Below are 20,292 nucleotides of genomic sequence, written 5' to 3' on the forward strand. Positions count from 1 at the left end.
TCGGTCCCCTCGCACGCTGGACAACGCATCCTATCCTCCCCGTCCCAAATCAAAGGAACACAGAAGAATCCAAAACGCGCCTCGTGTAAACAGTCCCCTTGTTCAAGGGAGGGGAGCGTCCCTCATGGAACCCGCGCCCACACCCATCGCTATAGCGCACAACCACAGCGGAGCGCGCCGATGACCAATTTGCCGATCGAACTCACCCTGCTCGGCTGGTCGGTGGTGCTGCTGACCATCGCGATCCTGCTGCAAGGCCGGTTCGCGACCAGGGAGCGGGGCACGAAATGGAATGCCGGCCCCCGCGACGGCGACAATGCGCCCAAGGGGGTAATGGCCGGCCGGGCGCAGCGCGCGCTCGACAATCTCAAGGAAAGCTATCCCGCCTTCATCGCGTTGGCGCTCGCGCTGGCGGTCAGCGGCCGTACCGGCGGGCTGGGCGCGACCGGCGCGATCCTGTGGTTCGCGGCGCGCATCGTCTATCATCCGCTCTATCTGTTCGGCGTGCCCTATGTGCGCAGCATGGCGTGGCTCGCGTCGATGCTCGGGCTGTTGCTGATGCTGATCCGGCTGCTGTGACAAGCGGCACTTCGTCCGTCAGAACATAATCTCGCTACGCCGCTGCGATCGATTGCCGCAGCTTCGCGCCGTACCGCGATCCACCGCGGTGGGAGCGTCGGCGTCATGTTCGTGTTCAAGGGTCTGGAAAGCCATCCGCGCAGCTTCGTGAAGGCGGTGTCGTGGCGGACGGTCGGATCGATCGACACCTTCCTGCTGGGACTGTTGTTCTCGGGCTCGGCGAAGCTGGCCGGGGCGATCGCCGGAACCGAAGTACTGACCAAGATTACGCTGTTCTACTTCCACGAGCGCGCATGGTCGCTGGTCCGCTGGGGCCATCGCGCCGATCCCGCCGCGACCACCGACGCCCCGACCCTGCCGGCGAGCTGACCTCCTTGGCGACCGACCGGGCCGGTCAGTCGCGGACCACGTCTTCCTCAAGCGACCAGATCAGATCGCCCTTGCCCAGCACCCGCCCGTCATGGCTGCACACCGCAACCGGCTGCACCGGGCGATGGTCGCGGGCGTCGACCAGTACCGGCGTCGCCGCCACGCCGGTTTCCCACCGCTCACCCCATTGCCGCAGCGCGACCATGGTCGGTTGCAGCGCATAGCCCTTTTCGGTCAGGCGATATTCGATCTTGCGACGATCGCTCTCGACGGCGCGCCGTTCGAGGATGCCGTGCCCGACCAGCCGCGACAGCCGGTTGGCGAGGATGTTGCGCGCGATCCCGAGTTCCGACTGGAACTCTTCAAAATGCGACAACCCGTTGAACGATGCGCGCAGGATCAGGAACGACCAGCGTTCGCCCATCGCCTCCAGCGCGGCGGGCAGGCTGCACTGATTGGCAAGGTCGCGTAGCGGTTCTCGAAGGACGGTCATCATCCGCTCCGATTCTAGCGCATGACGACGGGCAAAGGAATAGCACTTCTCTCGCTACCGCAGCAAACATCGCAACTTGCAACTTACATTCATGTAGATTAGGCGCAGCACACCTTAATTCGAGATGGAGCCGTTGCCCATGAAGATGCTCGCCCTGCTAACCGCCGCTGCGCTGACCCTGCCCTTCGCCGCCGCAGCACAGCCGAACCGCGGCTACAGCGCCGTGCCGGCGACCGCGCCGGCCGTCGACACGATCCTGACCCGCAGCACGCTGTGGAAATGCTCGGCCGAGCGTTGCGCCACCCCGCGCGGCGAGGGCAGCCACCTGACCATGTGCCAGCTCGCCGCCGCGCAGCTCGGCCCGCTTGCCGCCTTCACCGCCAACGGCACCGCATTTCCGCCGGAACAACTCGCAAAATGCAACATCCGCGCCAAAGGTGCCTGATCGACGCGAAAACGGTTGCAAAGCCGCCCCGGCCCGCTCCATCTAGATCGCATGCTGCGGCAGTATGAATTGGTGGAGCGGGTCAAGACCTACGACCCGGACGCGGACGAGGCGCTGCTGAACCGCGCCTATGTCTTTTCGATGCACGCGCATGGCAGCCAGAAGCGGGCATCGGGCGACCCGTATTTCAGCCACCCGATCGAGGTGGCCGGCATCCTGACCGACCTGCACCTCGACGACGAGACGATCGCGACCGCGATCCTGCACGACACGGTCGAGGATACCGTGGCGACGCACGAGGAAATCCAGGCCAAGTTCGGGGTCAACGTCGCGCGACTGGTCGAAGGCGTGACCAAGCTCAGCAAGATCGAGGCGCAGACCGAGAACGAGCGCGCCGCCGAGAATCTGCGCAAGTTCCTGCTCGCCATGTCCGACGACATCCGTGTGCTGCTGGTGAAGCTGGCCGATCGGCTGCACAACATGCGCACGCTCCATCACATCGCGAAGCCCGAGAAGCGCAAGCGGATCGCGCGCGAGACGATGGATATCTACGCGCCGCTCGCCGAGCGGATCGGCATGTACGAGTTCATGAACGAAATGCAGACGCTGGCATTTCGCGAGATCGAACCCGAGGCATATGAATCGATCACCCGCCGCCTCGAACAACTGGAGGAAGGCGGCGGCGACCGTGTCGCCAAGATCGGCGGCGACCTGAAGACGATGCTCGACCGTCACGGCATTACTGCCGAAGTATCGGGCCGGCGCAAGCATCCTTATTCGATCTGGCGCAAGATGTCGGAGCGCCACGTCACCCTCGAACAACTGTCGGACATTGTCGCCTTCCGCGCGATCGTCGACAGCGAAGAGGAATGCTACCGCGCGCTCGGCATCATCCATCGGCGCTGGCCGATGGTGCCGGGGCGGTTCAAGGATTATATCTCGACGCCCAAGCGCAACGGCTATCGATCGCTGCACACCGCCGTCATCCATGCCGAAAACATGCGGATCGAGGTGCAGATCCGCACCCGCGAGATGCATGCGCAGGCCGAGTTCGGCTTGGCGGCGCACTGGGCATACAAGCAGGATGCGGTGCGCCCCGATACGCAGGTCCGCTGGATTCGCGACCTCGTCGAGATCCTGGACAATGCCGAGAGTCCCGAAGAGCTGCTCGAACATACCCGCATGGCGATGTATGCCGATCGCATCTTCGCCTTCACGCCCAAGGGCGAACTGCATCAGTTGCCCAAGGGCGCGACGCCGATCGATTTCGCCTATGCGGTGCATACCGATCTCGGCGATCAGGCGGTGGGCGCGAAGGTCAATGGCGGCGTCGTTCCCTTACGCACCGAACTGAAGAACGGCGATCAGGTGCAGATCCTGCGGTCGAAGGCGCAGCGTCCGCAGGCCAACTGGCTGAACTTCGCGATCACCGGCAAGGCCCGCGCCGCCATCCGCCGCTATATCCGCCTACGCGAACGCGACGAGACGGCGGCGCTCGGCAAGCGGCTGTATCAGGAACTGATCGCGCGCCTGCCGGTCCCGCCCGGCGTCGACGCGCTGGCGGAAGGGCTGAAGCGGCTGAAGATCGCCGACGAAGCGACGCTGTTCGAATGTCTGGCGCACGGCAAGCTGACCGACGAAGCGGTGATGGAGGCGGTCATGCCCGGGGCCATCGCCGACCCGAAGATCGAACCGATCCCGGCGCAGCGCGCACCGATCGAGATCAAGGGGCTGACCGCCGGCGTCGGCTACGACCTCGCCACCTGCTGCCACCCGGTGCCGGGCGACCGCATCATCGGCATCCGCCGCGGCGACGGCCGGTTCGAGGTGCATGAAATCGGCTGCGAGACGATCGAGGCGATCGACCCGCATCACTGGATCGATCTGACGTGGGGCGACAATGCCGAAGGTGCCACCGCCCGCATCGCGGTCACGCTGAAGAACGAACCCGGCGCGCTGGGTGCGGTGGCGACCGTCATCGGCGGCCACCGCGCGAACATCCTCGGGCTACGGCTCGACAATCGCGACACGACCTTCCACACCAACACCATCGACGTGGAGGTGCGCGACGCCGCGCATCTGATGAAACTGCTTGCCGGCCTGCGTGCGGCCGATGCGGTGAACAAGGCGGAACGCGGCTAGATCCCCGGTAGGCGTTGGCGCGACCAAATCCTCCCCATTCCATGGGGAGGGGGACCGCGCCCGCAGGGCGTGGTGGAGGGGCGTCGCCCCAGACGCAACGGCTTCGTTAGCGGCCCTCCCCCTCCACCATGCTGCGCATGGTCCCCCTCCCCACGATGTGGGGAGGATTGGCACTAACTTCCTCCCCGGCACGGGGAGGGGAACCAGCGAAGCTGGTGGAGGGGGGTGTCGGCATACGGAACGGTTGCGTTCGTGGCCCGCCCCCTCCACCCCGCCCTGGGGGCGCGGTCCCCCTCGCCGTACCGGGGAGGAGCTTCTCCCCTTGCCCTTGCGGCGAGCAATCCCCAAAGCACAGCCATGGCACAGGAATCCCCGCTCGACCGGTTTCGCGACGTCCTGCGCGGCACGTCGCGCGCGATCGCCGACGAACCCGAGGTCGAACTGGCGTTTACCGCCGACGCGCCGACCGCGTCGGGCAAGCATATCAAGGTGCCGATGCCCGCCCGCGCGCTGCCCGCCGATCAGGTGGCCGAGGCGCGCGGCCATGCCGACGGCTTCGCGTTGCGCATGCGCCATCACAATGCCGCGCTCCACGCCCGGACCGCGCCGGGCGATGCAGTGGCGCGCGCGGTCTATGACGCGGTCGAACAGGCGCGGATCGATGCGCTGGGGTCGGCCGGTTATGACGGCATCGCCGACAATCTCGACCATGCGCTGACCATGCGCATGCGCTCCGACCCGATCACCCGCGCCCGCACCCGCGCCGAAGTGCCGCTGTCGACCGCGGTGCAGATGCTGGTGCGCGAACGGCTGACCGGTCGTGCCCCGCCCGCTGCGGCCGCGCCGGGCATGGCGCTCATCACCGACTGGATCGAACAGCGCGCCGGCGCGCAGCTCGACAACCTTGCCGGACTGGTCGCCGATCAGGCCGCCTTCGCGCGCGGCATCACCCGCCTGCTCGAGGACCTCGAACTGGTCGAGGGCGAGATCGAGCCCGAACAGGCCGATGACGGCGGCGACGATTCGGAAGGGGAAGACGAACAGACCCCCGAGGACGACGGCGACGATTCGGGCGAACAGCAGGGCGGCAAAGGTCAGGTCGAGGCACGCGGCGAGGATCGCAGCGACGAACAGTCCGATGGTCAGTCCGACGACCTGTCCGAGGACATCGACGCCGAAGGCGACGACATGGCCGATGGCGAGGACGAAGGTGGCATGATGCCCGTCCGGCCGAACCGCCCCTTCGCCGACCTGAACGCGCAATTCGAATATCGTGCCTTCACCACCAAATATGACGAAGTGATCGCCGCGACCGAATTGTGCGAAGCCGACGAACTCGAACGGCTGCGCGCCTATCTCGACCAGCAGCTGGTGCAGCTGCAGGGGGTGGTGACGAAGCTCGCCAACCGGCTGCAACGCCGGTTGATGGCGCAACAATCGCGGTCATGGGACTTCGATCAGGAAGAAGGGATGCTCGATGCCGCGCGGCTGGCGCGCGTCGTCATCAACCCGGCGCAGTCGCTCAGCTACAAGATCGAGCGCGATACCGAATTTCGCGACACCGTCGTCACCCTGCTGATCGACAATTCGGGGTCGATGCGCGGCCGCCCGATCGGCATCGCCGCGATCAGCGCCGACATCCTTGCCCGCACGCTGGAGCGCGTCGGGGTGAAGGTCGAGATTCTCGGCTTCACGACGCGCGCGTGGAAGGGGGGGCAAGCCCGCGAATCGTGGCTCGCCGCCGGTCGCCCGCCCCAGCCCGGTCGCCTCAACGACATCCGCCACATCGTCTACAAACAGGCCGACGAACCGTGGCGCCGCGCCAAAAAGTCGCTCGGTCTGATGATGCGCGAAGGGCTGCTGAAGGAAAATATCGACGGCGAGGCGCTGCTCTGGGCGCATGGCCGTCTGCTGGCGCGACCCGAGGACCGCAAGGTGCTGATGGTCATCTCCGATGGCGCGCCGGTCGACGATTCGACGCTGTCGGTCAATTCGGGCAGCTATCTGGAACGGCATCTGCGACAGGTGATCGCGTGGATCGAAGGCAAGTCGCCGGTCGAACTGGTCGCGATCGGCATCGGCCATGACGTGACCCGCTGGTATGCCCGCGCCGTCACGATCATGGACGCCGAGCAGTTGGCGGGGACGATGATCGAGCAGTTGGCGTCGCTCTTCGACACGCCATGAAGCCGACCGCCCCGCCCGGCGGCTTTCGCGGGCCGGTCAAACGGTCGATCACCATCGCCGGCCACGCGACCTCGATCAGCCTCGAACCCGGCTTCTGGACCGCGTTGGAGGCGGCGGCGACACGACGGTCGCTGCCGCTATCGGCACTGGTCGCGGCGATCGACGCGGTGCGGATCGAGGGCGACGATCCGCCCAACCTCGCGAGCGCGATCCGGTCCTGGTTGCTGGGCGAGGTTGGCGCTGGGTAAGTTTGTTTTCACGCGAAGGCGCGGAGACGAGAAGAAGAGAGTTTTCGCGCAGAGGCGCAGAGGCGCAGAGGCGTTGCGAACTCGGGCAAGTCACGCCGCGAAAGCGGCTTTATCGCTCTTTGCTGCCAGAGATGAGGTCTCCCGATCGCGGGAGATGGCCCCAACGCAACCCCTCCGCGCCTCTGCGCCTCTGCGCGAAAACTCTCTTCTTCCTTCTCCGCGCCTCCGCGCCTCCGCGTGAACCAGCCTTCTACTGCTGATCCGGCAAAATCGGAGACACGGTGACCTCGCCCCGATCACCCGAACGATAGCCAAGGCTCGCCCGCCCCTTCACCGGCCCGGCGACGTCGGCGACCAAATACAGCGGCCGCCGTTTCGACTCGACATATAGCCGCCCCAGATATTCGCCGATCATCCCCAGCACGAACATCTGCACCGCGCCGAGGAACACGACGACCAGCATCGTCGACGTCCACCCCTGCACCGCGCTGCCCGACAACCAGCCGATCGCGATATAGGCGAACAGCAGCAGCGACAGCGCGGTCAGCACCAGCCCCAAATGACTGGCAAGGCGCAGCGGCGCGGTCGAGAAGCCGGTCACCGCGTCCAGCGCGAACCCGATCATCTTGCCCAGCGGATATTTGCTCTCGCCCGCCAGCCGTTCGTCGCGGTCATAGGGGAACGGCACCTGCCGGAATCCGACCCACGCCACCATGCCGCGGATGAAGCGCGCCTGTTCGGGCAGGCTCAGGAATGCGTCGAGCGCCCGCCGCGTCATCAACCGGAAATCGCCGGTATCGAGCGGGATCGGCGTATCGGTCACCCGGTCGAGCACGCGGTAGAAGGCGGCGGCGGTCAGTTTCTTGAAGAAGGTCTCGCCCTCGCGCTTGCGCCGTACGGCATAGACCACGTCGGCCCCCTCGGCCGCCATCGTCTCCAGCATCGGCCCGAGCAATTCGGGCGGGTCCTGCAGATCGGCATCGATGATCAGGATGCGTTCGCCCGCGCACAGGTCCAGCCCGGCGGTGAGTGCCAGCTGATGCCCGTGATTGCGCGACAGGTTGATCGCGACCAGCCGCGGATCGGCCGCCGCCAGCCGTTCCATCACCGCCCAGCTTTGGTCGCGCGACCCGTCATTGACCAGAACGATCTCGTGATCGTCGCCCACCACCGCCTGCGCCGCCGCCGAAATGCGGGCATGCAGCGTGTCGAGGCACGCGGCCTCGTTATAACAGGGGACGACGATGGAGAGCGCGGGACGGATCATGGGCGGCTGCGTTACTCCATGCGACGCGGTTGGAAAAGCCGGATGGCGCGGATGCCGCATCCCGGTTAGGATCAGGTGTCGATGGAGGAATGCCGATGCGTGCCGCCCTTCCGTTCCTGTTGCTGATCTTCGCTGCACCCGTGGGCGCACAAATCTGGGACGGAGGCCGATCCGCCGTGCGCGAGGTGCCGGTGCCCCCGCCGGCCACGTCGCTGGTCGCCAGCGATCTGGGCGATATCAACCGGTCGATCCGCGACGGACGACGCCGCGGCGACCTGACCCGGGCCGAGGCGCGGGAACTGCTGGTCCAGAGCGCGATCATCGACCGGCTCAACCGCCAATATCGCCAGGGCGGACCGATCGCGCTGAACGCCCCTGCACTGGCCGACCGCACGCTGGCATTGCGCGGTCAGGTCGATGCGGCACGGGCACGGACGAAATGATCCGGCTTGCGATGTAGGATTTCGCTTGCCACCCCGAACCACGGCAACGGGGAGCGGAAACGATGATTGAAGCGAGCGTCGGCGAGGACGGCACCAATCGCGTGGACGATGTCCGTGCCATTCAATGGCTGCTGCTGCGGATCGGCATCGATCCCGGCGCGGTCGATGGCCTTGCCGGGCTGCGCCTGATTACCGCGATCCGCACCGCGCAGGACCGGTTCGGCGTGGAAGCCGATGGCCGGATCGATCCCGGCGGGCAGACCATCGCCCATCTAACCAATGCGCGCGCGACATGGGACGGCGACAGTCGCAACTGGCCACAGGAGCGCAAGCTCGCCAGCCTCCATCCCCGCTTCCGCAGCCGCATCGTCCGCGTGATCGCTGCGCTGAAGCGCGACGGTCTGCGCCCGACCATCGTCTATGGCTGGCGATCGGTCGCGGTTCAGCGGCGGTTGCTGCGCGAGGGGGTGACGCAGGTCGGCTTCAGTTTCCACAACGCGCAGACGCCCGACGGCCTGCCCGCCGCATGGGCCGCCGATCTGGTCGACGACCGCTGGTACTGGACCGAGCCCGAATGCCATGTCTTCTTCCGTGCGCTGGGCGCGGCGGGGAAGGCCGAGGGGCTGATCTGGGGCGGCGACTGGACGTTTCGCGACTGGGCGCACCTGCAGGGCCGGCGCAATGCCGAACTGGCGAGCGTCCGTCGGGAGAGCGGGCTGACGTAAAGGGTTACCGATTCTTCATCTCTGCGGCGTAGCGTTCCCGGCCATGTCGTCCTCCGCCCTGCCCCTGCCGATATCGGCGCGTGCCGTACCCGGCGGGGCGGCGCTGCGCTGTTTCTTGCTGGTCGCGGCCATGGTAGCAGGCGGGGCGCTGATCGGGTTGCTGACGCGTCACGCTTTTTCGGTCGCCTTCTGGCCCGCCAACGCGATCCTTGTCGGGTTGATGCTGCGGGTGCCGCGCCTGTTCCGGCCGTCGGGCTGGGCCGGCGCGTTTGTCGGCTTCGTTGCCACCGACCTGTTGTTCGACCGCAATATGGGGCTGTCCGCGTTCTTCGCGCTCGCCAATACCGCTGGCACCTTCGCGGCGACGGTGGCGTTGCGACGGCTCGATCCCGCCGACCTGCGGCTTGAGCGCATTCATTCGGTGCTGCGCATCCTTGCGGGGCTGATCCCGGCATGCTTCGTCGCAGCGTTGATCGGCGCGGTGCTGGTCGTGGTCGAATTCGGCGGATCGGCCAGCCAGACGCTGATGACATGGCCGGCGAGCGAGCTGGTCAATTATCTGGTCGTGCTGCCGGTCCTGCTGACGCTGCGCCACCCCGATGCCCAGCCACCGCGAATCGCCGAACCGCCGATCTGGCCGGCGGCTGCGCTGATCGTGTCGTGCGTCGCGGCAGTGCAGTTCGACGGGCCGGGCAGCATCATGTTCCCGATGCCCGCCTTGCTGCTGTGTGCGCTCACCTACCCGGTCGCGATCACCGCGGTGCTGACGATGCTGCTCGGCACCGGCTGCCTCATTACCATCGGCCTCGGTCTCGTCGCGATCGGGCAGGACATGGCGATCCCCCGGCTGGTGCTGTCGGTGCGGATCGCGGTCGCCTTCCTCGTCCTCGTACCGCTGACGATCAGCAGCGCGATGGCGGTACAGGACGCGCTGCTGCGCCAGTTGCGCCACGCGGCCGATCATGACGGGCTGACCGGCCTGCTCAACCGCCGCGCGTTCGAACAGCAGTTGCAGCGACGGCTGACGCTGAACCCGCTGCCGGGCGACGGCCTTGCGCTGCTGTGGCTCGACCTCGACCATTTTAAGGCGATCAACGACCAATATGGCCATCCGGCGGGCGATGCGGTGCTGTGCGCCGCTGCCGCCACGCTGCGCGACGCGTGCGGCGGAAACGATCTGTGCGGGCGGCTGGGCGGTGAGGAATTCGCGGTCCTCTTGTCCGCACCCGATCGCGCCGCCGCGCAGGATGCCGCCGAACGACTGCGCTGCGCGATCGTCGCGCAGCGCGTCGACTGGCACGGCACCGCGATCCACGCGACTGCCAGCATCGGTGCCTGCTACCTCACCCGCACGCCCACCGACGCGGCACCGCTGCTCCGCTGCCTCGACGAAGCGATGTACCGCGCGAAACGCAGCGGGCGGAACCGCATCGAATGGCTCGACGCACCCGAACTGGCGCACGCGGCGTAAGAGTCTGTTTGGAAGCTCGCGCGAGCGCGAGCTTCGAGGCGGTACCGGCCCGCTCCCCCACCCCACCACCCATGCAATTATACTGCCGTGGGTGGTGGGGTGGGGGAGCGGGCCGGTGCCGCGAAATGCGTCTCAACGCATTTTCAAACGGACTCCAGCCGCGCCAGCGCCCATTCCGCCGCATCGCGCACCACCGCATCGGCATCGCCACAGGCCGCCCGCACCGGTTCGACCAGCGCACGATCGCCGCTATTCCCCGCCGCGATCAGCGCGTTGCGCACCATCCGGTTGCGCCCGATCCGCTTGATCGGCGATCCGCGAAACACCTCGCGAAACCCGGCATCGTCCAGCACGATCAGGTCGGCCAGCCGGGGCGCGGCGAACTCCGCCCGTCCGGCAAAGGCGCGGTTGGCGGCGGCCGCATCGGCGAACTTGTTCCACGGACACACCGCCAGACAATCGTCGCAGCCATAGATGCGGTTGCCCACGCCCGCGCGAAGCTCGACCGGGATCGGTCCGGCATGTTCGATCGTCAGATACGAGATGCAGCGCCGCGCATCCAACCGGTACGGCGCGGGAAACGCATCGGTCGGGCAGGCCCGCTGGCACGCATCGCACGATCCGCACCGGTCGCGCGCCGCGACATCGGGGGCCAGATCGAGCGTGGTATAGATCGCGCCAAGGAACAGCCAGCTGCCATGGTCGCGGCTGACCAGATTGGTGTGCTTGCCCTGCCACCCCAGCCCCGCCGCTTCGGACAGCGGCTTTTCCATCACCGGCGCGGTATCGACGAAGACCTTCAGGTCGCAGCCCGATTCCTGCGCCAGCCAACGACCGAGCGCCTTCAGCGCCTTCTTGACCACGTCATGATAATCGCTGCCCTGCGCATAGACCGAGATGCGCCCCCGATCCCCGACCTCGGCCAGCGCCAGCGGATCGACGGCGGGGGCATAGCTCATGCCCAGCGCGATCACCGACCGCACCTCGCTCCACAGCGCGGCGGGCGATCCGCGCTGTTGGCTACGCTCCTCCATCCAGATCATCGACCCGTGCCGCCCTTCGTCCAGCCACTCCCGCAGGCGTTCGGCGGTGCGCGGGGCGGCGTCGGCACGGGCGATGCCGCACGCGACGAACCCGCATTCGGCCGCCTTGGCACGAATACGCGCGACGATATCGCTCGGCTGGCCCTTGTCTCCGGTCACCTCCCCCCGCTACCCTCTATCCGACGCGCGCTAAAGGGCGACGTTCAGGGGGATCTCGTTTGCCGGACGGAAATTGGGCGCTGAGCGCGGACGGACTGGTCAAACGCTTCGGCGACCGGCGGGTCGTCGACGGCATCGATCTGCACGTGCCCTACGGCGCGGTATACGGCGTGCTCGGTCCCAATGGCGCGGGCAAGACGACGACGCTGCGCATGTTGCTCGGCATTATCGAACCCGATGAAGGACATCGCACCCTGCTGGGTCGCGCGGCACCGCGCGATGCCTCCGACCGGGTCGGCTATCTGCCCGAGGAACGCGGCCTGTATCCGGGCATGAAGGCCCGCGAGGCGATTGCGTTCATGGGCGCGCTGCGCGGGCTCGACTGGTCGGTCGGGCGCAAGCGCGCGGCGGTGATGCTGGAACAGGCGGGCCTGGGCCATGCGATCGACAGCAAGATCCGCAAGCTGTCGAAGGGGATGGCGCAGTTCGTCCAGCTGCTGGGATCGGTCGTCCACCAGCCCGAATTCCTCGTCCTCGACGAACCCTTTTCCGGGCTCGATCCGGTCAATCAGGAACGGCTGGAGGCGCTGATCCGCGCCGAGCGCGACCGCGGGGCGACGATCCTGTTCTCGACGCACGTCATGGCGCATGCCGAACGGCTGTGCGACCGGCTGTGCATCATCGCCGGCGGCAAGCGCCGCTTCGAAGGGACGGTAGACGATGCCCGCGCGATGTTGCCGATGAAGGCGCATTATGTGCCGCACCGCCCGGCCCCCGGCATCGCCGCACTGTTGCCGGGCGATGCGCACGAAGAACGCGGCGGGTGGCGCTTCACCCTGCCGGCAGAAGGGATCGAGGGGATATTGGTGCGGCTGATCGACGCGGGCTATGGCATAGCGGGGCTGTCGATCGAACGACCGGGGCTCCACGACGCCTTCGTCCGGATCGTCGGCGAAGCGGATGCGGAGCGGGCAGCATGAGCCGGCTGATCCGCCAGACGCTGACCATCGCCCGCCGCGACTTCATCGCCACGGTGATGACGCCGATGTTCCTCGTCTTCCTGCTCGCCCCGCTGTTGTTCGCCAGTTTCGGCGCGATCGGCGGCATCGGCGCGGCGACGGTGGGCAAGAGCGCGGAGGACAAGGTCCGCATCTACGCCATCGCCACGCCCGCCGACGCCCGGCGACTGCGCACCGCCGACGCGCTGATCCGTCCCAGCATCCCGCGCGACAGCGGCCCGCCGACGCTGGCGATCGTCGCGCCGGACGCCAATCCGGCGGTTCAGGCACGCGCGCTGTTGTCCGATCCCGATGTCGACGTGCCGGCCGTATTATATGGCCCGCTCGACCGGCCGCAGCTGATCCATGCCAGCCTGGTGTCGACGACCGCCCCCTATCTGGCGGGGCTGGCCGAACAAGCGGTGCGCGACCAACGTGCCAACCTCGGCGACGCGCGCCTGTCGACGCCGGTATTCACCCGGATCGAGCGCGACAGCACGTCGCTCGGCGGCAAGAAAGCCGCCGGATTCTTCGCGGTAGTGACGCTGTTCGTCGTCACGCTGATGCTGGCCGGACAGGCGGTCGGCACGATGGCGGAGGAACGATCGAACAAGGTGATCGAGGTGCTGGCCGCCGCCGTTCCGCTCGAATCGGTGTTCCTCGGCAAGCTGCTCGGCATGTTCGGCGTGGCGGTGCTGTTCCTCGCCTTCTGGGCCGCCGTCGGTGCCAATATCGGCAGGTTGCTGCCGCCCCAGCTGGTCTCCGGGTTGACCGACATCGCCCCCGCCATCGGTTTTCCGGGGTTCCTGCTGCTCTACATCCTGTATTTTGCCATGGCCTATATGCTGCTCGGCTCGGTGTTCCTGACCGTCGGCGCGCAGGCATCGACACCGCGCGAAATCCAGATGCTGACGCTGCCGATCACCATCTTTCAGATGGCGATGTTCGGCTTCGCGTTCGCCGCGATCAGCCGGCCGGGCAGCTGGATCGCGCTGGCCGCCGAAGTCTTCCCGTTCAGCAGCCCCTTCGCCATGGCCGCCCGCGCCGCGACCAGCGGCGAATGGTGGCCGCACATCGCCGCATTGGCGTGGCAATTGCTGTGGGTGGCGATCACGATCGTGATCGGCGCGCGACTGTTCCGGCGCGGGGTGCTGCAATCGGCGGGACCGAAGTTCCGGTGGTTCCGACGGGGGTAGGGTGAGCCAATTGGGACGAGCACCATGCGCATGATACTGTTCTGCAGCGTCCTGACCGGGTTGGCCTATTATCTGCTGCTGTTGCTGCTCGACCGGTGGCAAATCACGATCGGCTCACGCGAAGCCAATGCGCTGCTCGCTGGATTATGCGGCTGGTTGGTGGTCTGGGGCGTTCCCCGCTTGCTACGTCGGCGAAGTTGATCCGTCATACCAACGATAACTCGAAAAGAAGGGCAGCTACGGCCCCTCCTCACCCCGGCTCTGACCGAGACGCCTGCGAACGTCGTGCACGTGGCCCCACGTACCCCCGCGCAGGCGGGGGTCCAGAGCCCCGCAAAACAACTGTTTGTGATCGTGATCCTGGGCCCCCGCCTGCGCGGGGGTACGTTCAAGGGTCGGCGATCGGCACCTTCGCAGCGTTCCCGGCTTGAACCGGGGTCGCTCCTACTTCGTCACCAGCGTTACGATCGACAGCCCCGGCGGCATGGGCACGCGCCCCAGCAGATGCCGTTCCAGCCGGAAGATCGCCTCGAATGCCGTGTTCAGAATCTTGGGCGGTGGCGAATCGTCGCTGTCGTCCTTGCCGCGAATCTTGCCCGCGACCCGCGCGGCGACGGCCGCCGGAAACAGCAGCGAGTTGAAATAGCGCAACCCATTGTGCTTCAGGCCCGCGTCGGCGATCGCCTTGGCCAGCGTCGCCTTCGAATAGCGGCGGTGATGATGGTTCACCACGTCGTGCGCACTCCACATCCATTGATGCGCGGGCACCGTGACCAAAATCTTGCCGCCCGGTGCCAGCCGATCGGCCATGCCGCGAAACGTCGCGACGTCGTCCTCGATATGCTCGACCACGTCGAGCACCGCGATCATGTCATAGTGCGCGCTGACCCCGGCGAGCGTCGGCAGCGGCGCGGTGCCGACCGGCTTGCCCAGCCGCTCGCTGGCGATCTCGCGCGCCGCCGGATCGATCTCGATCGCATCGACCGTGCCGAAACTGCCCAGCATCGGCAAATTATGCCCCGTGCCGCACCCGATTTCGAGGATGCGCGCGCCCGGCTGCAACCCGGCATAGCGTTCGACATAGTCCGCCAAAATCTCGCGCCGCGCGCGATACCACCAGTGCGTCGAGTCGTGCGCCGCCATGCGGTCGTAAACGATGCGGTCCATCTTATCCGAATACCCATGAACGATTGAGCGCGAAGGTAGCAAGGGGCGTGACCAGCACCGCCGGGACCAGCGGCACCCAGTGCGCCATGCCCGCCAGATCGACCAGCCCGAACGTGAACAGGCCGTTCAGCACCATGCCGAACCCCTGCACCGCCAGAAACTTCATCGGCTGTTCGGCACCGCCCGACCGCGTGCCATGGTCGCGAAAGCTCCACCGGCCATGCGCGATCCAGCCGAAGGCGGCAGCGACGATGAACGCCGGCACGACCGCAACGAACGCATAGCCGGTCGGCAGCACATAGGCGACGAGCGGCAGATACACGATCGCATAGATCACCGTCGACAGCCCGCCGACGATGCCGAACCGGATCAATTGGCCCAGCACCCCGTCCGGTATCAGTCGTTCGATCCGCGCGATCACCCGCGTGCCCACCCTTGTCCTTTGCGCGCCATCCGATACAGCGCCGCTGTTGCCACCATGGCTGGACAGCCGCCGTAGATCGCGGCGGGCGCGGGGGAAAGTAGTTTTGACCAGGCTTCCATCCACGGGCCATTTCCTCGACCGGCACTGGCTGCGCTGGCTGCTGCTCGCCTGGGTGGTGATGGCGGCATGGTTCCTGTGGCAACGGTGGAATGCGGTCCACTGGCTGGCGCTGTCCGACACCGATGACAATATGCGGCTGATGCAGGTCCGCGCATGGATGGGCGGGCAAGGCTGGTACGATTTGCGCCAATATCGGCTGAACCCGCCGGGCGGGCTCGACATCCACTGGTCGCGGCTGGTCGACCTGCCGATCGCCGGGCTGATCCTGTTGTTCAAACCCTTTGCCGGGCCGGTCTGGGCCGAAAAGCTGGCGGTCGGCATCGCGCCGCTGCTGCCGATGGGGGTGGCGCTGATCGCCCTGTCGGTGACGGTGCGGCGGCTGGTCGCGCCGGTCGCATGGCCGCTGGCGGTGCTGTTCCTGCTCGGCTGTTCGTCGACGTTGCTGATGTTCATGCCCGAACGCATCGACCATCATGGCTGGCAGCTCGCTTGCCTCGCCTGGACCGTCGCCGGCATCGCCGATCGCAAGCAGGGCCGCGGCGGCATGGTCGTCGGCCTGTCCTCGGCCGCGTCGCTGACCATCGGCCTCGAACTCCTGCCCTATTGCGCGATGGCCGGCGCGATCGTCGCGTTGTGCTGGGTGTGGGACCGGGCGGAGGCGCGGCGGCTGACCGTCTATGGCGCGACGCTAGCCGGCGCGAGCGCGATCGGGTTCGTCGCCTTTGCCTCCAACGCCAATTACGCGATGCGCTGCGATGCGCTGACCCCGGTCTGGCTGTCGGCGGTGGTCGCGGGCGGTGCGCTGCTGGTGCTGATCGCCCGGATCGGGCCGGCAACGTGGCCGCTGCGCTTGATCCTGACGCTGATCGCGGGCGGCGCGCTCGCCGGTGCGTTCGCGACGTTGTTCCCGCAATGCCTCGCGCGGCCCGAGGGCGTGTCGGAGGAACTGGCGCGCACCTGGCTGAATAACGTCCGCGAGGCGAAACCGCTCTACACCATGCCCGGCCGCACCATCCTGCTGATCGTGACCGGTCCGATCATCGGCCTGCTCGGTGCGATCTTCGCCACGTGGCGCGCGCGCCGATCGGCCGATTTCGTCGGCTGGGCGGTCGTGACGCTGTTCACGACCTTCGCGGTGGCGATGCTGTTCTGGCAGATCCGCTCGGGGCCGGCGGCGCAGCTGCTGGCGGTTCCGGGAACGGTGGCGCTCGCCTGGGTGGTCGTGCCGTGGCTGCTGTCGCGCAAGAGCGCGGCGGTGCGGGTGCTGGGCACGGCGGCGGTGATCTCGCTGCTCCTGCTCGGCAACCTGTTCGTCGATCAGGTCAGCAAGCTGCTGTCGATGCTGCCGGACAGCGGCCTGACCAGCCATGTCCGCATCAAGCCGCAGGACGCCCGCACGAAACAGATACTGCGCGCCGGTGCCCGCTGCGCCAGCCTGCCCGCGTTGCAGGCGCTGAACCGCCTGCCCCCCGCGGTGATGTTCACCCATGTCGATCTGGGGCCGCGCCTGATCGTCGCGACCCATCATGACGGCATCACCGGCCCCTATCACCGCAACGGCGATGCGATCCTCGACGTGCATCACGCGTTTCAGGGCGACCCGGACAATTTCCGCACCATCGCCCGCCGCCATGGCGCGACCTATCTGCTGACCTGCCCGAACATGGCCGAAACCACCGTCTATCGCGCGCGGTCGCCGGGCGGCTTCTACGACCTGCTCGCCCATAACAAGGTGCCCGGCTGGCTGATCCCGGTCGCGCTGCCCAAGGGGTCGCCGCTCCGGCTGTGGCGGATCGAGTATCGATGATCCCGCTGCGCGTCCTCGCTTATTGGCAACACCAGTTCGGCGGCGGCCGGCAGGCGTTCGATGATCGCGCGGTGTCGCTGACGATCGATGCCTCACTCGATACGGTTCGGGCAGCGATGATCCTGACCCGCGAAGACGGCACGGCGGCAGTTGCACTCCAGCCGCCGCTCGCCGAGCGGGCTGGCCTGCTCGATGCCAACCCACTCCCGCTACCGGACGTTCGCGCGCGACTCGCAGCTTCCGGCATCGTTCTGAACGACCCCGACTTTCTGTTCTACCGCGCAGCCGATCGACCCCTCGAGCAAGCACCATCGGACGCGGTGCGTCGCCTGACCGAAGCCGACCGCGATGCCTTCGACCGCTTCTATCGATCGGCATCGCCGCAGGACCGCGACGACGCTTGGGTCGAATTCGATCACGCGGCGGTATTCGGTAGTTTCGACGGCGACCGCCTGATCTGCGCCGCCAGCATGGTGCCATGGCGGGAAAGTCCGCTTGTCGACCTCGGCGTACTAACCTTGCCCGATGCGCGCGGTCGCGGCCATGCCCGCACTGTCATCGCCGCGATCGCCGACCATGCGGTCGGGTCGGGACATGAGCCGCAATATCGCTGCCAGACCGACAATCACGCATCGGTCGCGCTCGCCCGGTCGGCCGGGTTCCAATCGCTCGGCCGGTGGGAAGTCATCCGCACTCCCGACTGATCCCCAAACGCAAAACGCCCGCCCCCTTTACAGGGACGGGCGTCGCGGACCGTGGAGGTCGGATCGCTTAGCGGGCAGCGACCTGCTGCGCCGGCGACAGCGGCTTGGCGATGCGGAAGCGGACCGGACGGCCACCGACTTCGCCCGACACGTTGCGGTCGCGCACTTCGAGGCGGAACGGCTCGCCGCTGGTCAGGACGGTGCCCGACAATACCGTCGCGCCATTGTCGGCAACGCTGCGGGTATAGTCGAACTTGTAGCCGTCACGCTCGATCTCGTTCGCCGAGGCGAGCGTCGGGATCAGCATGCCCGCTGCGACGAGGGCGACACGAAAAGCGGCGGCGGCGGCAAAGCTGCGCATGATGTTTCTCCGGCTGGTTGGGATGGACGCTCGTGCGTCGTTTCGTTGCCGGAGTTGTGCATGTTGCAGCGCGGTATCGCAACTGCACAGGTTCTTACCGCAATTGCAAAAAACGAAATCGGAATTAGGGGAGGAACCGGTTCACCACGTCGCGCGCCAGACGCGCCGGGCGTTTCGTCGCGGCGTCGAGCGAGCACCACGTGCTCTGCACCTCGACCAGCACTTCCTCGCCGCGCTTGATCAGCGTCGAGAAATAGGCGCGTACCCCCTCGACCCGTTCCGCCACCACCGTCGCGACGATCGTATCGTCGAGGAAGGCAGGCCGGCGGTAGGTGATCTCGTGGCGCAGCGCGACCCACAGATGCTTTGCCACCGCTTCGGCCGGCGCGACCCGTTCCCAATAGGCGACGACCGCGTCCTGCACCCACGACAGGTACACCGCGTTGTTGACGTGGCCCATATGGTCGATGTCGCCCGGCGCGACGGCAAGCGGATGCTGATGTGCCATGAAAAAACGGTGGGCCCTGCTGACATGCGAGTCAATGAAACTCACGCCGTATCGACCATTCGATCACGAGTTCACAGAAGCACCCGCGCAGGCAATCTGTGCAAAACGCCCGACACCGTACCCCCGCGCAGGTGGGGGTCCAGAGCCAAACAGAACAACGGTTCGCGTTTGGAACCCTGGACCCCCGCCTGCGCGGGGGTACGCCAGGGGCCTCGACGCACGGCTACGACGACATCACGCCTTCGCCACCACGCTTTCGGGCAGATCCTTGCCGAACACCCGCTGATAATATTCGGCGACCAGCGCCCGCTCCGCCTCGTCGCACTTGTTCAGGAACGACAGCCGGAACGCGAATCCGACATCGCCGAAGATCAGCGCGTTCTGCGCCCAGGTGATGACCGTGCGCGGCGACATCACCGTCGAGATATCGCCGTTGACGAATCCGCGACGGGTCATGTCGGCGACGCGCACCATCTTTTCGACCGCGTCCTTGCCGCCGACCTTGTCATATTCGCCCGACTTGGCGAGCACGATCCGCGCTTCGGTGGCGGCGGGCAGGTAGTTCAGCGTGACGACGATGTTCCACCGGTCCATCTGCCCCTGATTGATCTGCTGCGTACCGTGATACAGACCCGACGTATCGCCCAGACCCACCGTATTCGCCGTCGCGAACAGGCGGAAATAGGGGTTGGGCCGGATCACGCGATTCTGGTCGAGCAGCGTCAGCTTGCCTTCGGTCTCCAGCACGCGCTGGATCACGAACATCACGTCGGGGCGACCGGCGTCATATTCGTCGAACACCAAAGCGGTCGGCGTCTGGAGCGCCCATGGCAGCAACCCTTCGCGGAATTCGGTGATCTGCTGCCCGTCCTTCAGCACGATCGCGTCGCGCCCGATCAGGTCGATACGGCTGATATGCGCGTCGAGGTTGATGCGGATGCACGGCCAGTTCAATCGTGCGGCGACCTGTTCGATATGCGTCGACTTGCCGGTGCCATGATAGCCCTGCACCATCACCCGCCGGTTGTGCGCAAAGCCCGCAAGGATCGCCAGCGTCGTGTCGGGATCGAACACATAGGCCGGATCGGCATCGGGCACGCGTTCGTCGGCCACCGAAAAGGCGGGTACTTCCAGATCGCTGTCGATGCCGAACAGGTCGCGCGCCTTCACCATCCGGTCGGGAGCGCTCAGGATCGTCGTTGCGGCTTCGGGCGGGGTATCGGTGGTGGTCATGCGGGCCTTTCGCGGTCGGCGCACCGGCAGGAGCGTCGCGGGGTCCTTTAGGACGATCGGGGCCGCCTACTCAACCGTTGGCGGCAGGCGGAACAGCGTCGTGAACCGTTCGGCCATCGCCCGGTTCCCCCCGACCGCTATCACCCGCCGCCATCGTCGCGGCCCCGGCGGTTGGGTCAGCGTTCCTTGCCTAACTTCGTCGT

Annotated in this window: 22 protein-coding genes; 14 read left to right on the top strand and 8 right to left on the bottom strand. The window is 66.9% G+C overall.

The window, feature by feature from the left end; translation table 11 throughout:
• The first annotated feature begins 180 nt into the window (after positions 1 to 180).
• Both ASE70_RS12085 and ASE70_RS12090 read left to right on the top strand, forming a co-directional pair.
• Positions 181 to 579, top strand: coding sequence for an MAPEG family protein (locus ASE70_RS12085; RefSeq protein WP_056505140.1), 399 nt, complete (start codon positions 181 to 183; stop codon positions 577 to 579).
• A gap of 105 nt (positions 580 to 684) precedes the next feature.
• Complete coding sequence (locus ASE70_RS12090; RefSeq protein WP_056397978.1) at positions 685 to 948, top strand: DUF2061 domain-containing protein; 264 nt, start codon at positions 685 to 687, stop codon at positions 946 to 948.
• A gap of 25 nt (positions 949 to 973) precedes the next feature.
• Here ASE70_RS12090 and ASE70_RS12095 read toward each other — a convergent pair whose 3' ends face one another.
• On the bottom strand, positions 974 to 1,441 hold the full coding sequence (locus tag ASE70_RS12095; protein WP_414881925.1) for a winged helix-turn-helix transcriptional regulator: 468 nt from the start codon (positions 1,439 to 1,441) through the stop codon (positions 974 to 976).
• Between the two features lie 139 nt (positions 1,442 to 1,580).
• Here ASE70_RS12095 and ASE70_RS12100 point away from each other — a divergent pair, with 139 nt between their 5' ends.
• The 4 genes from ASE70_RS12100 to ASE70_RS12115 all read left to right on the top strand — a co-directional run bounded on the left by ASE70_RS12100 (position 1,581) and on the right by ASE70_RS12115 (position 6,463).
• Complete coding sequence (locus ASE70_RS12100) at positions 1,581 to 1,886, top strand: CC_3452 family protein (protein WP_056505144.1); 306 nt, start codon at positions 1,581 to 1,583, stop codon at positions 1,884 to 1,886.
• 51 nt (positions 1,887 to 1,937) lie between these two features.
• Positions 1,938 to 4,028: a RelA/SpoT family protein gene (locus ASE70_RS12105; RefSeq protein ID WP_056505147.1), complete on the top strand. Its 2,091-nt coding sequence runs from the start codon at positions 1,938 to 1,940 to the stop codon at positions 4,026 to 4,028.
• A 357-nt stretch (positions 4,029 to 4,385) separates the two neighbouring features.
• Positions 4,386 to 6,215, top strand: a complete 1,830-nt coding sequence (cobT, locus tag ASE70_RS12110; RefSeq protein ID WP_056505152.1) for a cobaltochelatase subunit CobT — start codon at positions 4,386 to 4,388, stop codon at positions 6,213 to 6,215.
• A complete protein-coding gene (locus ASE70_RS12115; protein WP_056397994.1) occupies positions 6,212 to 6,463 on the top strand; it encodes a ribbon-helix-helix domain-containing protein in 252 nt (83 codons plus the stop codon). The genes cobT and ASE70_RS12115 overlap by 4 nt, the downstream gene beginning before the upstream one ends.
• A 250-nt stretch (positions 6,464 to 6,713) precedes the next feature.
• On the opposite strand, the gene ASE70_RS12120 is transcribed toward ASE70_RS12115, so the two are convergent.
• A complete protein-coding gene (locus ASE70_RS12120) occupies positions 6,714 to 7,730 on the bottom strand; it encodes a glycosyltransferase family 2 protein (protein ID WP_056505157.1) in 1,017 nt (338 codons plus the stop codon).
• A 95-nt stretch (positions 7,731 to 7,825) separates the two neighbouring features.
• On the opposite strand from ASE70_RS12120, the gene ASE70_RS12125 reads away from it, so the two are divergent.
• From ASE70_RS12125 to ASE70_RS12135, 3 genes are all read left to right on the top strand, one after another.
• Entirely contained in the window at positions 7,826 to 8,173 is a 348-nt protein-coding gene (locus ASE70_RS12125) for a hypothetical protein (protein ID WP_156356196.1), read from the top strand.
• Between the two features lie 62 nt (positions 8,174 to 8,235).
• On the top strand, positions 8,236 to 8,898 hold the full coding sequence (locus ASE70_RS12130) for a peptidoglycan-binding protein (RefSeq protein ID WP_056505163.1): 663 nt from the start codon (positions 8,236 to 8,238) through the stop codon (positions 8,896 to 8,898).
• 43 nt (positions 8,899 to 8,941) lie between these two features.
• Entirely contained in the window at positions 8,942 to 10,369 is a 1,428-nt protein-coding gene (locus ASE70_RS12135; protein WP_056505166.1) for a GGDEF domain-containing protein, read from the top strand.
• A gap of 143 nt (positions 10,370 to 10,512) precedes the next feature.
• On the opposite strand, the gene queG is transcribed toward ASE70_RS12135, so the two are convergent.
• Positions 10,513 to 11,571: a tRNA epoxyqueuosine(34) reductase QueG gene (gene queG / locus ASE70_RS12140; protein WP_056505169.1), complete on the bottom strand. Its 1,059-nt coding sequence runs from the start codon at positions 11,569 to 11,571 to the stop codon at positions 10,513 to 10,515.
• A gap of 59 nt (positions 11,572 to 11,630) precedes the next feature.
• Between queG and ASE70_RS12145 the strand changes: the two genes are divergently transcribed.
• The 3 genes from ASE70_RS12145 to ASE70_RS19895 are packed head-to-tail and all read left to right on the top strand — an operon-like array spanning position 11,631 to position 13,966.
• On the top strand, positions 11,631 to 12,551 hold the full coding sequence (locus tag ASE70_RS12145) for an ABC transporter ATP-binding protein (RefSeq protein ID WP_056505173.1): 921 nt from the start codon (positions 11,631 to 11,633) through the stop codon (positions 12,549 to 12,551).
• Positions 12,548 to 13,765 (top strand): ABC transporter permease, encoded by a 1,218-nt coding sequence (locus tag ASE70_RS12150; protein WP_056505176.1) that lies wholly within the window; start codon positions 12,548 to 12,550, stop codon positions 13,763 to 13,765. Before ASE70_RS12145 ends, ASE70_RS12150 begins: the two co-directional genes overlap by 4 nt.
• A 24-nt stretch (positions 13,766 to 13,789) precedes the next feature.
• Positions 13,790 to 13,966 (top strand): hypothetical protein, encoded by a 177-nt coding sequence (locus tag ASE70_RS19895; protein WP_156347347.1) that lies wholly within the window; start codon positions 13,790 to 13,792, stop codon positions 13,964 to 13,966.
• Between the two features lie 243 nt (positions 13,967 to 14,209).
• On the opposite strand, the gene ASE70_RS12155 is transcribed toward ASE70_RS19895, so the two are convergent.
• The gene (locus ASE70_RS12155) at positions 14,210 to 14,932 is read right to left on the bottom strand and encodes a class I SAM-dependent methyltransferase (protein WP_056398623.1); all 723 of its coding nucleotides are present in this window, start codon (positions 14,930 to 14,932) and stop codon (positions 14,210 to 14,212) included.
• Position 14,933: 1 nt separating this feature from the next.
• Positions 14,934 to 15,365 carry a GtrA family protein gene (locus ASE70_RS12160; protein WP_235519873.1) on the bottom strand — a complete coding sequence of 144 codons (432 nt, stop codon included), beginning with the start codon at positions 15,363 to 15,365 and terminating at the stop codon, positions 14,934 to 14,936.
• Between the two features lie 94 nt (positions 15,366 to 15,459).
• Here ASE70_RS12160 and ASE70_RS12165 point away from each other — a divergent pair, with 94 nt between their 5' ends.
• Positions 15,460 to 17,283: a hypothetical protein gene (locus ASE70_RS12165; RefSeq protein ID WP_056505179.1), complete on the top strand. Its 1,824-nt coding sequence runs from the start codon at positions 15,460 to 15,462 to the stop codon at positions 17,281 to 17,283.
• Entirely contained in the window at positions 17,280 to 17,987 is a 708-nt protein-coding gene (locus tag ASE70_RS12170; protein ID WP_056505182.1) for a GNAT family N-acetyltransferase, read from the top strand. The genes ASE70_RS12165 and ASE70_RS12170 overlap by 4 nt, the downstream gene beginning before the upstream one ends.
• Positions 17,988 to 18,054: 67 nt before the next feature.
• Here the strand turns inward: ASE70_RS12170 and ASE70_RS12175 are convergent, their stop codons facing one another.
• The 3 genes from ASE70_RS12175 to cobS all read right to left on the bottom strand — a co-directional run bounded on the left by ASE70_RS12175 (position 18,055) and on the right by cobS (position 20,089).
• Positions 18,055 to 18,348, bottom strand: coding sequence for a hypothetical protein (locus ASE70_RS12175; RefSeq protein WP_056002074.1), 294 nt, complete (start codon positions 18,346 to 18,348; stop codon positions 18,055 to 18,057).
• Between the two features lie 124 nt (positions 18,349 to 18,472).
• Complete coding sequence (locus ASE70_RS12180) at positions 18,473 to 18,856, bottom strand: acyl-CoA thioesterase (RefSeq protein WP_056398615.1); 384 nt, start codon at positions 18,854 to 18,856, stop codon at positions 18,473 to 18,475.
• Positions 18,857 to 19,090: 234 nt separating this feature from the next.
• A complete protein-coding gene (gene cobS, locus ASE70_RS12185) occupies positions 19,091 to 20,089 on the bottom strand; it encodes a cobaltochelatase subunit CobS (protein WP_056505186.1) in 999 nt (332 codons plus the stop codon).
• Between the last annotated feature and the right edge of the window lie 203 nt (positions 20,090 to 20,292).

Origin of the sequence: Sphingomonas sp. Leaf22 (genome assembly GCF_001421715.1) — a bacterium.
Lineage (GTDB): Bacteria > Pseudomonadota > Alphaproteobacteria > Sphingomonadales > Sphingomonadaceae > Sphingomonas.

Bases quoted from the DNA above. Each gene is read 5' to 3' on its own strand.
- ASE70_RS12085 (WP_056505140.1), top strand. From the start codon at position 181: ATGACCAATTTGCCGATCGAACTCACCCTGCTCGGCTGGTCGGTGGTG.
- ASE70_RS12090 (WP_056397978.1), top strand. From the start codon at position 685: ATGTTCGTGTTCAAGGGTCTGGAAAGCCATCCGCGCAGCTTCGTGAAG.
- ASE70_RS12095 (WP_414881925.1), bottom strand. From the start codon at position 1,441: ATGACCGTCCTTCGAGAACCGCTACGCGACCTTGCCAATCAGTGCAGC.
- ASE70_RS12100 (WP_056505144.1), top strand. From the start codon at position 1,581: ATGAAGATGCTCGCCCTGCTAACCGCCGCTGCGCTGACCCTGCCCTTC.
- ASE70_RS12105 (WP_056505147.1), top strand. From the start codon at position 1,938: ATGCTGCGGCAGTATGAATTGGTGGAGCGGGTCAAGACCTACGACCCG.
- cobT (WP_056505152.1), top strand. From the start codon at position 4,386: ATGGCACAGGAATCCCCGCTCGACCGGTTTCGCGACGTCCTGCGCGGC.
- ASE70_RS12115 (WP_056397994.1), top strand. From the start codon at position 6,212: ATGAAGCCGACCGCCCCGCCCGGCGGCTTTCGCGGGCCGGTCAAACGG.
- ASE70_RS12120 (WP_056505157.1), bottom strand. From the start codon at position 7,730: ATGATCCGTCCCGCGCTCTCCATCGTCGTCCCCTGTTATAACGAGGCC.
- ASE70_RS12125 (WP_156356196.1), top strand. From the start codon at position 7,826: ATGCGTGCCGCCCTTCCGTTCCTGTTGCTGATCTTCGCTGCACCCGTG.
- ASE70_RS12130 (WP_056505163.1), top strand. From the start codon at position 8,236: ATGATTGAAGCGAGCGTCGGCGAGGACGGCACCAATCGCGTGGACGAT.
- ASE70_RS12135 (WP_056505166.1), top strand. From the start codon at position 8,942: ATGTCGTCCTCCGCCCTGCCCCTGCCGATATCGGCGCGTGCCGTACCC.
- ASE70_RS12150 (WP_056505176.1), top strand. From the start codon at position 12,548: ATGAGCCGGCTGATCCGCCAGACGCTGACCATCGCCCGCCGCGACTTC.
- ASE70_RS19895 (WP_156347347.1), top strand. From the start codon at position 13,790: ATGCGCATGATACTGTTCTGCAGCGTCCTGACCGGGTTGGCCTATTAT.
- ASE70_RS12155 (WP_056398623.1), bottom strand. From the start codon at position 14,932: ATGGACCGCATCGTTTACGACCGCATGGCGGCGCACGACTCGACGCAC.
- ASE70_RS12170 (WP_056505182.1), top strand. From the start codon at position 17,280: ATGATCCCGCTGCGCGTCCTCGCTTATTGGCAACACCAGTTCGGCGGC.
- ASE70_RS12175 (WP_056002074.1), bottom strand. From the start codon at position 18,348: ATGCGCAGCTTTGCCGCCGCCGCCGCTTTTCGTGTCGCCCTCGTCGCA.
- ASE70_RS12180 (WP_056398615.1), bottom strand. From the start codon at position 18,856: ATGGCACATCAGCATCCGCTTGCCGTCGCGCCGGGCGACATCGACCAT.
- cobS (WP_056505186.1), bottom strand. From the start codon at position 20,089: ATGACCACCACCGATACCCCGCCCGAAGCCGCAACGACGATCCTGAGC.